At 65.3% G+C, this 15,236-nt stretch carries 9 protein-coding genes and 2 tRNA genes; 3 read left to right on the top strand and 8 right to left on the bottom strand.

The window, feature by feature from the left end:
* Positions 1–286: 286 nt before the first annotated feature.
* The 7 genes from C6A77_RS03100 to C6A77_RS03070 all read right to left on the bottom strand — a co-directional run bounded on the left by C6A77_RS03100 (position 287) and on the right by C6A77_RS03070 (position 10,154).
* Positions 287–1,051 (bottom strand): FKBP-type peptidyl-prolyl cis-trans isomerase, encoded by a 765-nt coding sequence (locus C6A77_RS03100; protein ID WP_114167960.1) that lies wholly within the window; start codon positions 1,049–1,051, stop codon positions 287–289.
* 233 nt (positions 1,052–1,284) lie between these two features.
* On the bottom strand, positions 1,285–2,217 hold the full coding sequence (gene pcaQ, locus C6A77_RS03095; protein WP_114167959.1) for a pca operon transcription factor PcaQ: 933 nt from the start codon (positions 2,215–2,217) through the stop codon (positions 1,285–1,287).
* Between the two features lie 144 nt (positions 2,218–2,361).
* Positions 2,362–2,724, bottom strand: coding sequence for a nitrite reductase small subunit NirD (nirD, locus tag C6A77_RS03090; protein WP_114167958.1), 363 nt, complete (start codon positions 2,722–2,724; stop codon positions 2,362–2,364).
* Positions 2,724–5,276, bottom strand: coding sequence for a nitrite reductase large subunit NirB (gene nirB / locus C6A77_RS03085; protein WP_114167957.1), 2,553 nt, complete (start codon positions 5,274–5,276; stop codon positions 2,724–2,726). Before nirB ends, nirD begins: the two co-directional genes overlap by 1 nt.
* 304 nt (positions 5,277–5,580) lie before the next feature.
* On the bottom strand, positions 5,581–9,573 hold the full coding sequence (locus C6A77_RS03080; protein ID WP_114167956.1) for a bifunctional nitrate reductase/sulfite reductase flavoprotein subunit alpha: 3,993 nt from the start codon (positions 9,571–9,573) through the stop codon (positions 5,581–5,583).
* A gap of 415 nt (positions 9,574–9,988) precedes the next feature.
* Positions 9,989–10,065 (bottom strand) — tRNA-Asp (locus C6A77_RS03075).
* 13 nt (positions 10,066–10,078) lie between these two features.
* Positions 10,079–10,154: transfer RNA gene (locus C6A77_RS03070), tRNA-Val, on the bottom strand.
* A gap of 216 nt (positions 10,155–10,370) precedes the next feature.
* On the opposite strand from C6A77_RS03070, the gene rdgC reads away from it, so the two are divergent.
* The gene (gene rdgC, locus C6A77_RS03065; RefSeq protein WP_003252510.1) at positions 10,371–11,291 is read left to right on the top strand and encodes a recombination-associated protein RdgC; all 921 of its coding nucleotides are present in this window, start codon (positions 10,371–10,373) and stop codon (positions 11,289–11,291) included.
* A 264-nt stretch (positions 11,292–11,555) separates the two neighbouring features.
* Positions 11,556–11,873 carry a quaternary ammonium compound efflux SMR transporter SugE gene (gene sugE, locus C6A77_RS03060; RefSeq protein WP_054887036.1) on the top strand — a complete coding sequence of 106 codons (318 nt, stop codon included), beginning with the start codon at positions 11,556–11,558 and terminating at the stop codon, positions 11,871–11,873.
* 8 nt (positions 11,874–11,881) lie between these two features.
* Here the strand turns inward: sugE and C6A77_RS03055 are convergent, their stop codons facing one another.
* Positions 11,882–13,759: a 1-acyl-sn-glycerol-3-phosphate acyltransferase gene (locus C6A77_RS03055; protein ID WP_114167955.1), complete on the bottom strand. Its 1,878-nt coding sequence runs from the start codon at positions 13,757–13,759 to the stop codon at positions 11,882–11,884.
* A gap of 170 nt (positions 13,760–13,929) precedes the next feature.
* On the opposite strand from C6A77_RS03055, the gene C6A77_RS03050 reads away from it, so the two are divergent.
* Entirely contained in the window at positions 13,930–15,105 is a 1,176-nt protein-coding gene (locus tag C6A77_RS03050; RefSeq protein ID WP_114167954.1) for an MFS transporter, read from the top strand.
* Positions 15,106–15,236 lie beyond the last annotated feature (131 nt).

The raw sequence follows: 15,236 nt of genomic DNA, 5'->3' as shown, positions 1-15,236 counted from the left end.
AGAAGGAAAAGGTTATCCACATTTATTGTGGATAACCTTGTGAACAGGGCAACGTTTCTGACCCCGGGTGCCTGCCGGGCAAGGGCCCCGGTCAGATCGGGCGTTTTTTACACAGTCGTTTCACACCGTCGGTGCGCACGCCGCACACGATTTGCGTCAGAAGCATCCTACTTCTTCACGCTGCATTTCCTCGGACAGTATCAGCTGGTGCAGGTTCGCCCAACTACCCGCCGCAGAAACGAAAACGCCCCGTCAGGACGGGGCGTTTTTCTTGGGCCAACCAGTATTACTTGGCAGGGGCTTCTGCTGGAGCTTCGGCGGGTGCCTCGGCTTCCGGCTCGGCACCTTGCAGCTGGGCCGGGTCCTTGATGGCGATCAGTTCCAGGTCGAACACCAGCACCGAGTTGGCCGGGATCAGCGGGCTCGGGCTCTGTGCGCCGTAGGCCAGTTCAGCCGGGATGAACAGCTTGTACTTCTCGCCAACGTGCATCAGTTGCAGGCCTTCGACCCAGCCTGGAATCACACCGCTGACCGGCAGGTCGATCGGGCTGCCGCGCTCGACGGAGCTGTCGAACACCTTGCCGTCGATCAGCTTGCCTTCGTAGTGGACGGTGACCACGTCGGTCGGCTTGGGCTGCGCGCCGTCGGCCTTCTTGACCACTTCGTACTGCAGGCCCGAGGCCGTAGTGACCACGCCTGGCTTCTTGGCGTTTTCCTCGAGGAACTTCTTGCCGGCGGAAGCCGCTTCTTCACTGGCCTTGGCCAGACGCTCTTCGGCACGCTTCTGCAGCGAGGTGAAGGCTTCTACCAGCTCTTCGTCCTTGATGCGTTGTTCTTTCTTGGCAACGGCGTCTTCGATACCGAGGGCGACCGCTTTCGAATCAAGGTCTTCCATGCCTTCCTGAGCCAGGCTCTTGCCCATGTTCAGGCCGATACCGTAGGAGGCTTTCTGTGCCGGAGTCTTCAGCTCGGGGCTGCTGGCTTGTTGATCACAGCCAGCCAGTACCAGGCCTACCAGGGCAACCGCAGCCGCCAAACGATGCTGTTTCATGCTATTTCCTTGTTCATGCGCCATAAGGGCAATCAGGGTAAAGCCGCGAGCTTAGCAGGCGGCCATGACCAATGGCTACCGGCATAGGAGCGGGTTTTGGTAAGGAAGTTCAGTCGTTAAACGGTTATTCATACAAGCGATTGCAGCCATTGGCCAGTATTGCCCGCTTGCGCCGCTTTTGCCTGGTTTGGCGGTGATTATTTCGCGGGTGTGCAATACGACCTGTAGTCCATTCAGGGGTAATGGCCCTCGCGGTACTCCCCCGCCACTTCCCGCAACACCTCGCACAACCACTGGCCCGGCAGGCTCTGCGGCAAGGCGGCATTGCGGCAGATGCCCACCGAGCCGCCCGGCTCGCGTACACCCAGGTCGAGTTCGACCAGCTCGCCGCGGCGCAGGTCCAGCAACACTGCATCGCGCGGTGCCACCCACAGCGCGTCGCTGCTCAACAGGTAGCGCCGGCTCAGCGCCAGCGACAGGGTTTCCAGGCGCTGAGCGGGCATCTGCATGCCGCCCTGCACGAACAGGCTGTCGGCATGTTGGCGGATGGTGGTGCCTGCCGGCGGCAGCACCAACGGATAACGGCTTACTTGGGCCCGCTCCACCGGCGCGCTGGCCAGCAACGGGTGGCCCGGCCGCACCACCAGGCTCATCGATTCGCTGTACAGGTGCTCGAACGACAGCCCCTGGATTTGCGGGCTGTCGGTCATGCGCCCGACCACCAGTTCCAGCTCGCCCAGGCGCAACTGGCCGAGCAGTTGCGCGCTGACCCCGGTAGCCACGCTGATCACCAACGCCTCATGGCGCTGGTGCAGGCGGCACAACACTTCCGGCATCAGCAGGCCTTCGACGGTGGAGAGCACGCCGATGCGCACCTGTGAAGGTGCCCGCGCTTCGCCACGCAGGCTGCTGACGCCATCGCGCAGGGCTTGCACGCTGGGCCCGGCATAGCGCATGAAACGGCTGCCGGCCGGCGTCAGTTCGACACCCTGGCGGCTACGCGCGAACAGGCGCGTTTGCAGCAGGTCTTCGAGTTCCTTGAGGGTCTTGGAGATGGCCGGCTGGCTGATCGCGAGGATATCGGCGGCCCTGGCCAGGCTGCCCTGCCGGGCAATCTCCAGAAAGCACAGCAGATGGCGGTACTTGATGCGGGTGTCGAGGTTCATGGGTCAAGCTTACTTCATGCAGCCAGTCTGTACCGGCCCTTTCGCGGGTAAACCCGCTCCCACAGGGATATCACCACCGTTACAAGTCAGCGCGATACCTGTGGGAGCGGGTTCACCCGCGAAGAGGCCGGTGCAGGCAACAGATCAGGCCACAGCCAACTCCACCGCCCGGCCATTCAAGCGCACCGGCCACACCCGCAGGCGCTGCCCGGCATCCTCCAGGCACTCCCCGCTCTGCAGGCTGAAGCGCTGCTTGTACAACGGTGCCGCCACCACCAGCTGGCCTTGCACGCTGCCCACCAGCCCACGGCCGATGATATTGGCCCCCGAGCGTGGATCGCGGTTGTCCACCGCATACAGCGGCTGCGCCTGCCCCGGCAGATAGAACAGCGCCACCTGCGCCCCGTCGAGCCACACCACTACCCCGGAATCGGCCACCAGGTCATCGGTCTGGCACACTGCCTGCCAGGTCTCTTGGGTTTTCACAGCAGCATTGCGCAGGTTCATCAGACAGCCTCCTCGACGGTTGGGATCAGGTGCAGCGGTGCCGCAGGCCGGCGCTGTTCGCGTTCACGGACGAAATGCACATCCGGGTCGGCGCGGCGGTCGTTGACGAAGGTACGGAAGCGCTTGAGCTTTTCGGGGTCGTTGAGGGCGTTGGCCCACTCGCACTGATACTGCTCGACCACATGCTGCATCTGCGCCTCCAGCTCGCTGGCCAGGCCCAGGCTGTCGTCGATGATCACCTGTTTCAGGTAATCCAGGCCGCCCTCCAGGCTCTCGCGCCACACTGACGTGCGCTGCAGCTTGTCGGCGGTGCGGATGTAGAACATCAGCACACGGTCGATCAGGCGTACCAGGGTTGCGTCGTCAAGGTCGGTGGCGAACAGTTCGGCGTGCCGCGGGCGCATGCCGCCATTGCCGCACACATACAGGTTCCAGCCCTTGTCGGTGGCGATGACGCCGATGTCCTTGCTCTGCGCCTCGGCGCATTCACGGGTGCAGCCAGACACCGCGAACTTGAGCTTGTGCGGGCTGCGCAGGCCTTTGTAGCGGTCTTCCAGGCGCAGCGCCATGCCGACGCTGTCCTGCACGCCGTAGCGGCACCAGGTGCTGCCGACGCACGACTTCACCGTGCGGGTCGACTTGCCGTAGGCGTGGCCGGTTTCGAAACCGGCGTCGATCAGCTCGCCCCAGATCAGCGGCAGTTCGTGCAACTGGGCGCCGAACAGGTCGATGCGCTGGCCACCGGTGATCTTGGTGTACAGGTCGTACTTTTTCGCCACCTGGCCGATGACGATGAGCTTGTCGGGGGTGATTTCGCCACCGGGGATGCGCGGCACCACCGAGTAGGTGCCGTTCTTCTGCATGTTGGCCATGAAGGTGTCGTTGGTGTCCTGCAGCGGCACCAGTGCCGGGTCCATGATCGGCTGGTTCCAGCACGAGGCGAGGATGCTGCCCACCGCCGGTTTGCAGATGTCGCAGCCAACGTGGCCCTTGCCGTGGCGCTCGAGCAGTTGATTGAACGTACGGATGCCCTCCACCCGCACCAGCCCGTACAGCTCCTGACGGGTGTAGGCGAAGTGTTCGCACAGGCTCTTGTCCACCGCCACGCCACGGGCGCTGAGTTCGTGCTCGAACACCTGCTTGAGCAACGCCGCGCAGCCGCCGCAGCCGCTGGCGGCCTTGGTGCAGCCTTTGACCGCAGCGAGGTCGCCGCAGCCGCTGTCGATGGCGGCGCAGACCGCGCCCTTGCTGACGTTGTGGCAGGAGCAGATGGTCGCACTGTCGGGCAGCGCATCAGCGCCCAGGGCAGGCGCTGCGCCGCCTTGCGGCAAAATCAGCGCCGCCGGCTCGGCTGGCAGGGCGATGCCGTTCTGGGCGTACTGCAACAGGGTGTCGTAATAGCTGTTGTCGCCGACCAGCACCGCGCCAAGCACGCGCTTGCCGCTGGCATCCACCACCAGCCGGCGGTAGGTGCTGCTGGCTTCGTCGATGAAGCGGTAGCTGCGCGCGCCCGGGGTGGCGCCATGGGCATCACCGATGGAGCCGACATCCACGCCCAGCAGCTTGAGCTTGGTCGACATGTCGGCACCGCTGAACTCGCCAGCGCTTTCGCCCATCAGCAACGCCGCCAGGTTGCGTGCCATGCCATAACCCGGGGCCACCAGGCCGAACACGCTGCCGTTCCACGAGGCGCATTCGCCGATGGCGAAGATACGTGGGTCGCTGCTGCGGCAGTGGTTGTCGATCACCACCCCGCCACGCGCAGCGATGTCCAGGCCACAGGCACGGCCCAGGGCATCCTGCGGGCGGATACCGGCAGAGAACACGATCAGGTCGGTTTCCAGGTGCTCGCCACCGTCGAAGTTCATGCGGTAGCGGTAGTCTTGCCCGGCGCTGATCGACTGGGTGGCACGCGACAGATGCACGCCCACCCCCAGCGCTTCGATCTGCGCCTTGAGCGCAGCGCCGCCCTCGCTGTCCAGCTGCACCGGCATCAGCCGCGGGGCGAACTCCACCACATGGGCTTCCAGGCCCAGCGACTTGAGGGCGTTGGCCGCCTCCAGGCCCAGCAGGCCGCCGCCCACGACCACACCACGGCGGGCACTGCCGGCAGCGGCACGGATGGCGTCGAGGTCATCGAGGGTGCGATAGACCAGGCGGGCATTGCCGCTGGAGCCTTCGACCGGTGGCACGAAGGGGTAGGAGCCTGTGGCCAGCACCAGCTGGTCGTAGCCATAGCGGCCCTCGGCGGTGACCACCTCAAAGCGCTCACGGTCGATTTCCAGCACCGCTTCGCCAAGGTGCAGGTGCACGCCGTGGGCCTGGTAGTAGTCCTGATCGCACAGCGCCAGGGTTTCGGCACAGCTGCCGGCGAAGTACTCGGACAGGTGCACGCGGTCGTACGCACGTTGGCGCTCTTCGCCGAACACATGCACTTCGAAGCGCTGCAGGGCGCCGCGGCTGACTAGTTGTTCGACGCAATGGTGGCCGACCATGCCGTTGCCGACGATGATCAGTCGCGCTCGTTGCCCGCTGCTCGCTGTTGCCTTCATAAGCCGATCCTCGATCAAAAAAAAAGCGCCTGGAGCCGAAGCTCCAGGCGCCTTTGCCTGTATTCATCACGGTAGGGGGCCCGGGTTGATCGCCGTTGATCAGTGGGCTTTGTTGTAACTGGGGTAAAGCAGGGAATGTGCCAACCGGGCCGCCTGTGCCGGCCCCTTCGCGGGTAAACCCGCTCCCACAGGGATCTGCGCAATTTTCAGACCTGTGCAAAACCTGTGGGAGCGGGCGCGCCCGCGAAGAGGCCAGCACAGCAAATGCACATTCCAGGTGCATCACTCCCCATCCTGGAGCACTTCAGTACACATCCCGCCGATAGCGCTTGGCCCTGCTCAAATTCTCGACATAGGCAGCCGCCGCCGCTGCATCCATGCCGCCATGCTCGGCCACGATCGCCCGCAACGCCGCATCCACATCCCTGGCCATGCGCTGCGCATCGCCACACACGTAGAAATACGCCCCCGCCTGCAGCCACTGCCACAGCTGCGCGCCCTGTTCGAGCATGCGCTGTTGCACGTAGATCTTCTCCGCCTGGTCCCGCGAGAACGCCGTGTCCAGCTGCAAGTGGCCGGCTGCCTGCCAAGCCTGCAATTGCGCCTGGTAATAGAAATCGGTGGCTGCACACTGCTCGCCAAAGAACAACCAGTTGGCACCTTTCGCCCCGCGTGCCTCACGTTCTTCGAGGAAGGCGCGGAACGGCGCAATGCCGGTGCCGGGGCCGACCATGATCACCGGCACGCTGTCGTCCTCGGGCAGGCGAAAGTGCTTCGACACCTGCGGGAAGATCGCCACCTTCAGTGCCTGCGCACGGTCGGCCAGGAAGCTCGAACACACCCCTTTGCGCGCGCCATAGCGCACCGTGGAAACGGTCAGGTGCACCTGCTGCGGGTGCGCCAGCGGGCTGGAGCTGATCGAGTACAGGCGCGGTTGCAGTGGCTTGAGCAGGTCCAGCCAGCGGGCCAGCGGCAACTGCTGGGGGAAAGCGCGCAGCACATCGGCCAACTGCCGGCCCCACAACCAGTCCTCCAGCTCGGCCTTGCATTCGGGCTGCAACAGGCGCTTCAGGTCCGGCGCATTGTCGGCAAAGGCCTGCAACTGCTGCGCGGTGACCTTGGCGATCTCCAGGTGTGCTTGCAGGGCTTCGGCCAGCGGCATGGCGGGCTGGCCCTTGAGCTCGACCAGGGTCTGGCCGTCGAGCTGCATCAGCGCCAGCAGTTCGTCGACCAGTGCCGGGCAGTTGCGCGGCCACACACCCAGCGCATCCCCGGCGGCGTAGGTGAAGCCGCTGCCGCTCAGGTCGAAGACCAGTTGCCGGGTTTCCTTGCTCGAGCCGGGGCCGTTGAGCAAGCGGTTTTCCAGCAACGTTGCCGCCCACGGTCGCTGCCGGTCAAAGCCCGCCACGGGCGCGGGTTCGGTGACCACCTGCGCCAGGCTGGCGCTGCCCAGCGTGGCCAGTAGCGCATCGAGCCAGGCGCTGAAGGCTTGGTCGAAATCCGGTTCGCAGTCCACCCGTTGCAGCAGGCGCCGCGCGCCTAGTTCGGCCAGGCGCTGATCGAGCTTGCGGCCAAAGCCGCAGAACTGCTCATAACTGGAGTCGCCCAAGGCCAGCACGGCATAACGCAGTGCAGCCCAGTGGGTGCCCTGCTCGCCCTGCAAGGCATGCCAGAACGCCGCTGCGCTGTCGGGCGCATCGCCATCGCCAAAGGTGCTGGCGATCAGCACCACGCTGGCGGCCTGCTTCAGCTGGCCTGGGCTGACCGCGTCCATGCAGCTGAGCTCGACCTCCAGGCCGGCACTGCGCAGGCGCTCGGCACAGCGTTCAGCCAGCAGCTCGCCGTTGCCGGTCTGCGAGGCCCACAGCACCTGATGCCGTGGTGCCGCCAACGCGGTCTCGGGCAGCACCTGCGGCTGGGCGAACAGCCCGGCCAGCAAGCCATCGACGAACAGCCGATGCTGGGCGGCCAGCGGCGCACTGGCCGGCAGGCACGGCGCGCCTTCGCTACGGGCCTGGTCCAGGCCCAGCAGAAAACCTTGCAGGTAGTGGCGCTCTGGCGCGGCCAGCACCGGGACTGGCAGGCTGTCCAGGCCAAGCAGACGGGACAGGGTAGCGGTCGGCATACGGGCAGGCTCGGCAATGGCAGTGTTCAGTTCAAGGGCATCGATGCGCTCGCCTGCAACCCGCTCCAGGGCCACGGCGCAGTGCTTGAACGCCGGTTGCAGCGACAACGGGTCGACCGCATCGCAGGTCACCGCGTTGATTGCCAGTTGCTCGCCGCTCAAGTCGTTCCAGTGGAACGGGGCAAAGCAGTTGCCCGGCATCACCCGCTCGCTGATTCGCGCCGGCAGCACGGCCTGGCCACGGCGCGAGCGAATGGCCACCTGGTCCTTTTCAGCGATGCCCAGCCGGGCAGCATCGTCGCGGTGGATTTCCACGAAGGGGCCGGGCTCGAGCTTGTTCAGCGCCGGCACCTTGCCAGTCTTGGTCAGCGTGTGCCACTGGTGCTGAACGCGGCCGGTGTTCAGCACCATGGGGTAGTCGCCATCCGGCAGCTCGGCCGGCGGCAACCAGGGCCGGGCGAAGAAGCGCGCCTTGCCGCTGGCGGTCGGGAAGGCCAGCGCCTGGCTACCGCCGTGGTCGCGGTAGCGCAACGGGCTACGCGGGTTGTCACAGCCGGGGGCACAAGGCCACTGCCGCGGTTGCTGGCGCAGTTCGGCATACCCGATGCCACGCAGGTCGTAGCCGGTCGCCGGGTTGTGAAAGCGGCGGATCTCGTCATATACCGCTTGTGCATCGGGGTAGTCGAAGGCGTCGGCGTAACCCATGGCGCAGGCGACCCGGGCGATGATCTGCCAGTCCGGCAGGCTCTGCCCCGGTGGCTCGACGGCACGCGGCATCAGGGTGAGGTTGCGCTCGCTGTTGATCATCACGCCCTCGCCTTCGGCCCACAGCGCGGCGGGCAGGAGGATGTCGGCGTAGCGGTTGGTTTCGGTATCGAGGAACGCATCCTGGGTAACCACCAGCTCGGCCTGGCGCAGGGCGTCGATCACTTGCTGGCGGTTGGCGACGCTGGCCACCGGGTTGCTGCAGATGACCCAGCAGGCTTTTATCGCGCCGCTTTTCAGCTGCTCGAACAGGGCAACCGTGCCCTCGCCGCCTTCGCTGCGCAGGCTGCCCGGCGGCAGTTGCCACTGCTGCTCGACGAAGGCGCGGTCCTGCGCCACCAGCGCCGAGCGCTGGCCGGGCAAGCCCGCGCCCATGTAGCCCATTTCGCGGCCGCCCATGGCATTCGGCTGCCCGGTCAGCGAGAACGGCCCGCTGCCGGGGCGGCAGATTGCGCCAGTGGCCAGGTGCAGGTTGCAGATCGCATTGGTGTGCCAGGTACCGTGGATGCTCTGGTTCAGGCCCATGGTCCAGCAACTCATCCAGTTGCTGGCACTGCCGATCCATTCCGCGGCCTGGATGATATCGGCCTCGGCCAACCCGGTGAGGGCCGCCACGCGCTCGGGGCTGTAGTCATCAAGAAAGCCCGCCAGGTCGTCCCAGCCCTCGGTGTGCCGGGCGATGAATGCGGGGTCGGTATGGCCGTTGCGCTGCAGCAGGTGCAGCAGGCCGTTGAGCAAGGCCAGGTCGCTGCCGGGACGCACTTGCAGGAACAGGTCGGCCTTGTCGGCGGTGGCGCTGCGCCGTGGGTCGACGACGATCAGCCTGGCGCCAGCCTTGACCCGGTCGAGCAGGCGCAGGAACAGGATCGGGTGGCAGTCAGCCATGTTGGCGCCGATCACCAGGAATACCTCGGCATGCTCGAAGTCCTGATAGCTGCCGGGCGGGCCGTCGGCGCCGAGCGACAGCTTGTAGCCGCTGCCGGCGCTGGCCATGCACAGGCGCGAGTTGGACTCGATGTGGCGGGTGCGGATAAAGCCTTTGGCCAGCTTGTTGGCGAGGTACTGGGCCTCCAGCGACATCTGCCCGGACACATACAGCGCCACGGCGTCCGGCCCGTGCTGGTCGATGATGCCGCGCAGACGGGCGGCGGCATCGGTGATGGCCTGGTCGATGCCGGTACGCGCCGGCTGCTGGCTGCGCTGCTGACGGACATAGGCGTCTGTCATGCGCCCGGCGGCGGTCAGCGGCAGGTGTGCGGTAAGGCCTTTGGTGCACAGGCGGCCGAAGTTGCTGGGGTGCTGCTTGTCGCCGCTGATCTTGCCGACCTTGCCATCGGCGACGCTCATGACGATGCCGCAACCGACGCCGCAGTAGGGGCAGACGCTGCGCACTTCGCTGTTGGCCATGGGCGGGCTCCTGTGGAAATGCAAAAGGCGCCGGCTGCCCCGGCTTGCACAAGCAAGCGGGGCAACACGGCGCCTTTGTCGTGAGGTTTGCGGGCTGTCGACGTTGATGGCCCGGGATGGCGGTGAGTCAGCAATTAATGGGCCAGCTGTGCCAGCCTCTTCGCGGGTGAACCCGCTCCCACAGCGATATCACGAGGGCTGGGGTGGGTGCTGTAGCTGTGGAGGCGGGTTTAGCCGCGCAGGCGGCGCACCATGCGGTGGCAATTGAAGCCCGTCTGGCGCCATGCTGGGGCATTCCAGCATAGGCAATACAGGCACTTGAGCGTTTTTTCCAAACCGCAGAAACAAAAAAAGCGACCCTAAGGTCGCTTTCATTGTTACTTCCGGGTGTTCAGTAGGCCCTGGAAGTGAAATATGGCGCAGCGGACGGGACTCGAACCCGCGACCCCCGGCGTGACAGGCCGGTATTCTAACCGACTGAACTACCGCTGCGCTAAACATCGAGTGGTGGGTGATGACGGGATCGAACCGCCGACCCTCTGCTTGTAAGGCAGATGCTCTCCCGGCTGAGCTAATCACCCTTCGTCTCGGTGTGGCGCGCATTCTACGGACGGCCCTGTACCCTGGCAAGCACTTTTTCAACTTTCTTCAAAAAAAACCTCAGCCCTTTCAAAGACCTACGCGGCCACCTGGATCTTTACATTCCGCAACAGCTGCTGGCACTCCGACAGGGTTGGCCTGAGAGCACCGCTCGGAGAATAATGCCCGCCTTATGCATTAAGGAGAGATTGCCCCTCATGTGGTTCAAGAACCTGCTGACCTACCGCCTGACCCAGGAAGTCCCGTTCGAGCCTGAAGCGCTGGAAGCGGCCCTGGCCAGCAAGCCGGCCCGCCCCTGCGCCAGCCAGGAGCTGACCACCTACGGTTTCGTCGCGCCATTCGGCAAGGGCGAAGACGCTCCCCTGGTGCATGTCAGTGGCGAGTACCTGCTGATTGCCGCGCGCAAGGAAGAACGCATCCTGCCCAGCAGCGTGGTCAACGACGCGGTGAAGGAAAAGGTCGAAGAGATCGAGACCGAGCAGATGCGCAAGGTCTATAAAAAGGAACGCGACCAGATCAAGGACGAGATCATCCAGGCCTTCCTGCCGCGCGCGTTCATCCGCCGCTCGATGATCTTCGCCGCCATCGCCCCGCGCCTGGGCGTCATTCTGGTCAACTCGGCCAGCGCCAAACGTGCCGAAGACCTGCTGTCGACCCTGCGCGAAGTGATGGGCTCGCTGCCCGTGCGCCCGGCCACGGTGAAGATCGCACCGGTTGCCACCATGACCGATTGGGTCAAGTCGCAGCAGGCCGCAGAAGGCTTCTACGTGCTGGACGAATGCGAACTGCGCGACACTGCCGAAGACGGCGGCATCGTGCGCTGCAAGCGCCAGGACCTGACCGGCGAGGAAATCCAGCTGCACCTGAGCACCGGCAAGGTGGTTACCCAGCTGGCCCTGGCCTGGCAGGACAAGCTGTCGTTCATTCTGGACGACAAGATGGTCATCAAGCGCCTGAAGTTCGAGGAACTGCTGCAGGAGCAGGCTGAACAGGACGGCGGCGACGAGGCTGCCCAGCAGTTCGATGCCAGCTTCCAGCTGATGATGATGACCTTCGCCGAATTCCTGCCGGTGCTGTTCGAAGCGCTGGGTGGCGAGGAGATTCCGCAAGGGGTCTGACGGGCTAGCAAAGCCGGTGCTGGCCCGGGAAACAGCCTGGGCCGGTGCTGGCCTCTTCGCGGGCGCGCCCGCTCCCACAAGGACGCCCCAGACTTGAAGATAGTGCAAACTCTGTGGGAACGGGCGTGCCCGCGAAAGGGCCGGTACAGGCTTGCCCTGAACCGCTCAGGTGTGCACCATGAGGCCACGGTGAGGACGACCTCACGACGCGACGCGTGACCACTCCGGGGACGGCCCCATCATTTACAACGATGGAGACACACCATGTCCTGGATCATCCTGTTCTTCGCCGGCCTGTTCGAGGTCGGTTGGGCTGTCGGCCTGAAATATACCGACGGCTTCAGCAAACCTCTGCCCACCGTACTTACCGTCGCCGCCATGGCCATCAGCCTGGGCCTGCTGGGCCTGGCCATGAAAGAGCTGCCACTGGGTACCGCCTATGCCATCTGGACCGGTGTCGGCGCGGTCGGCACGGTGATCGCCGGCATCATCCTGTTCGGCGAGTCCATGGCCCTGGTGCGGCTGGTCAGTGTGGCGCTGATCATTACCGGCCTGATCGGCCTGAAAGTCAGCGCCAGCTGACCCCTCCCCTAACGCAGGTTGCCGCGCAGGCGGCTGACCTGCTCACGCAATGCTTCTGGCTGCGCTGCCTCCACCGGGATGGCGGCGCCCGCCACGACGGTTACCCGCGACCACAGGCGCTTGAAAAAGCCCTTGCCCGGGTCGCGGCTGAAGAAGCTGCCCCACAAGCCCTGCAAGGCCAACGGGATCACCGGCACCGGGGTTTCTGCGAGGATGCGCTTGACGCCGCCCTTGAACACATCGATCTCGCCATCACCGGTCAGCTTGCCCTCCGGGAAAATGCACACCAGCTCGCCATCGGCCAGGTAGTCGGCAATGCGCGCGAAAGCACGTTCGTAAGTGGCCGAATCTTCATTGCGCCCGGCGATCGGGATGGCGCCGGCCGTGCGGAACACGAAGTTGAGCACCGGCAGGTTGTAGATCTTGTAATACATGACGAAGCGGATCGGCCGGCGGATCGCCCCGCCCAGCAGCAGCGCATCGACGAACGACACGTGGTTGCACACCAGCAACGCCGCGCCTTCGTCGGGGATGCGCTCGAGGTCGCGATGCTGCACGCGGTACATCGAATGGCTGAGCAGCCAGATCAGGAAGCGCATGGTGAACTCGGGCACGACCCTGAAGATATAGGCATTGACCGCGATGTTGAGCAGCGACACCACCAGGAACAGCTGCGGGATGCTCAGTTCGGCCAGGCCCAGCAGGACAATGGTAAGCAGCGCCGACACCACCATGAACAGGGCATTGAGGATGTTGTTGGCAGCGATTACCCGGGCGCGCTGGTCCTCGGCCGTGCGCGCCTGGATCAGCGCATACAACGGCACGATATAGAAGCCGCCGAACACCCCGAGACCGACGATCGACAGCAGGATCCACCAGGCCTGGGTCATGCCCAATAACGTCAGCCAGTCGTGCGGCGCAGCCGCCGCCGGCACATCACCGGAGTGCCACCACCACAGCAGGCCGAACAGACTCAGGCCGAACGAGCCGAACGGCACCAGGCCGATCTCCACCTTGCGCCCACTCAGCCGCTCGCACAGCAGCGAACCCAGGGCGATACCCACCGAGAACAGCGTCAGCACCAGGGTAACCACCGTGCCGTCACCGTGCAGCCAGTCCTTGGCGTAGGCCGGAATCTGCGTGAGGTAGATGGCCCCGACGAACCAGAACCAGGAGTTGCCGACGATCGAGCGCGACACCGCCGGTGGTTGCCCCAGGCCCATGCGCAGGATCGCCCAGGACTGCTTGAAGATGTTCCAGTCCAGCGGCATCTGCGGCGAGGCGGCAGCCGCCCGCGGAATCCAGCGGCTGGCCAGGTAGCCGAGCACCGCCGTGCCGACCACGCCGCCAGCCACCACCGTGGCGTAGCTGTCGGCCGACATCATCATCCCGGCGCCGATGGTGCCGGCGAGAATGGCCAGGAAGGTACCGGTTTCCACCAGCCCGTTGCCGCCGACCAGTTCTTCCTCGCGCAGGGCCTGCGGCAGGATCGAGTACTTCACCGGGCCGAACAGCGCCGAATGGGTACCCATGCCGAACAGTGCTACCAGCATCAGCCCCAGCTGGTTGGTGATGAAGCCGAGCGCACCGATCGCCATGATGGCGATCTCGGCCAGCTTGATCGCGCGGATCAGCGCGTCCTTGGCGAACTTCTCGCCAAACTGCCCGCCCAGTGCCGAAAACAGGAAGAACGGCAGTATGAACAGCAGCGCGCACAGGTTGACCCAGATCGACCGGTCACCGTCACCCAGGCTGAGCTTGAACAGGATCGCCAGGATCAGCGACTGTTTGAACAGGTTGTCGTTGAAGGCACCCAGCGACTGGGTGATGAAAAACGGCAGGAAACGCCGCTTGCCGAGCAAGGTGAATTGCGAGGAATGACTCATCGTCCTTGGTCCTGGAAGCTTTTCGATTGGAGGCGCGCCGGGCGCTGCAAGCCACAAATCTGCATGGGATATGCGTTGCCTGGCAAGCGCTGGCTTGTAAGCTGCTCCTACAAGGGCCAGCGTATGGCATATGCTGGAGCCCGGAAAAACGAAACGACAAGGACGTGGCAATGCTCGCCGCCATCAAGCGCTACCCGCACACCGTTCGCCTGCTGCTGCTCACCACTTTCACCCTCACCGTCGCCCGTGCCCTCACCCTGCCCTACCTGGTGGTCTACCTGGCCGACAACTTCCAGCTGCCGATCAGCCAGATCGGCCTGTTGATCGGTGGCGCGCTGATCATCGCCTCGCTGCTGAGCCTGTATGGCGGCCACCTGGTGGACACCTTGCGCAACCACACGCTGGTCAGCGCCAGTACCCTGCTGTTCGCCCTGGCCTTCGTCGGTGCCATCGCCAGCCGCTCGGCGCTGCTGTTCTTCCTCTGCCTGGTGCTGATCAACCTGGCCCTGGCGGTGGTCGACATCGCTGCCAAGGCGGGCTTCTGCGCATTGCTGCCAGTGGCTGAGCGGGCCGAGGTGTTCGCCATCAAATACACCCTGAGCAATGTCGGCTACGCTGCGGGCCCGTTGCTGGGTGTGGCCATGCTGGAGCTGAACGACCACATGCCATTCATCGCCTCCGCCGCGCTTGGCCTGGCCATGTGCCTGGCCTACTGGCGCCTGGGCGAGCGCAGCCTGCAGGCCAGCGCGGACAAGCCTGCGGCCGGCTTTGCCCAGGTGGCACTGGGGCTCGCGCGCGACCGCCGGCTGGTATGCTTCACCCTCGGCGGCGTGCTCAGTGCAGTGGTGTTCGGCCAGTTCACCGCCTACCTCTCGCAATACCTGGTGGTGACCCGCAGCCCGGCCGAGGCGGCGCGGCTGGTCGGCTACCTGGTGACCACCAACGCAGTGACGGTGATTGCCCTGCAGTACCTGATCGGCCGACGCATCAGCCGCCAGCGCCTGATGCCCTGGCTGCTGACCGGGATGGGCCTGTTCATCGCCGGGCTGCTGGGCTTTGCCCTGGCCGGCTCGGTGTTGGCCTGGTGCCTGGCGATGCTGGTGTTCACCCTGGGCGAGATCATCGTCATCCCCGCCGAGTACATGTTCATCGACCTGATCGCACCGGAGCATTTGCGCGGGGTGTATTACGGCGCGCAGAACCTGTCCAACCTGGGGGCGGCGCTGGGGCCGGTGATGGTGGGGTTTGCCCTGGTGCAGCTGTGGCCGGGGGCGATTTTCTACCTGCTGGTGTTGTCGGTGGTGCTGGCGGGGGTGTTCTACTGGCTGGGTACTCGCAGAGGGTGATGCTGGCTGCACTGGCCCTTTCGCGGGGGGGGCCCCCCCCCCCCCGGGGGGGGGGGGGGGGGGGGGGGGGCCCCCGCGGGGGGGGGGGGGGGGGGGGCGGGGGCGGGGGGGGGGGGGCGCCCCCCGGGGGG

The sequence above is a fragment of the Pseudomonas sp. AFG_SD02_1510_Pfu_092 genome (assembly GCF_003331055.1).
Classification (GTDB): Bacteria; Pseudomonadota; Gammaproteobacteria; order Pseudomonadales; family Pseudomonadaceae; genus Aquipseudomonas.
This window is presented reverse-complemented; position numbering and strand designations above follow the sequence as displayed.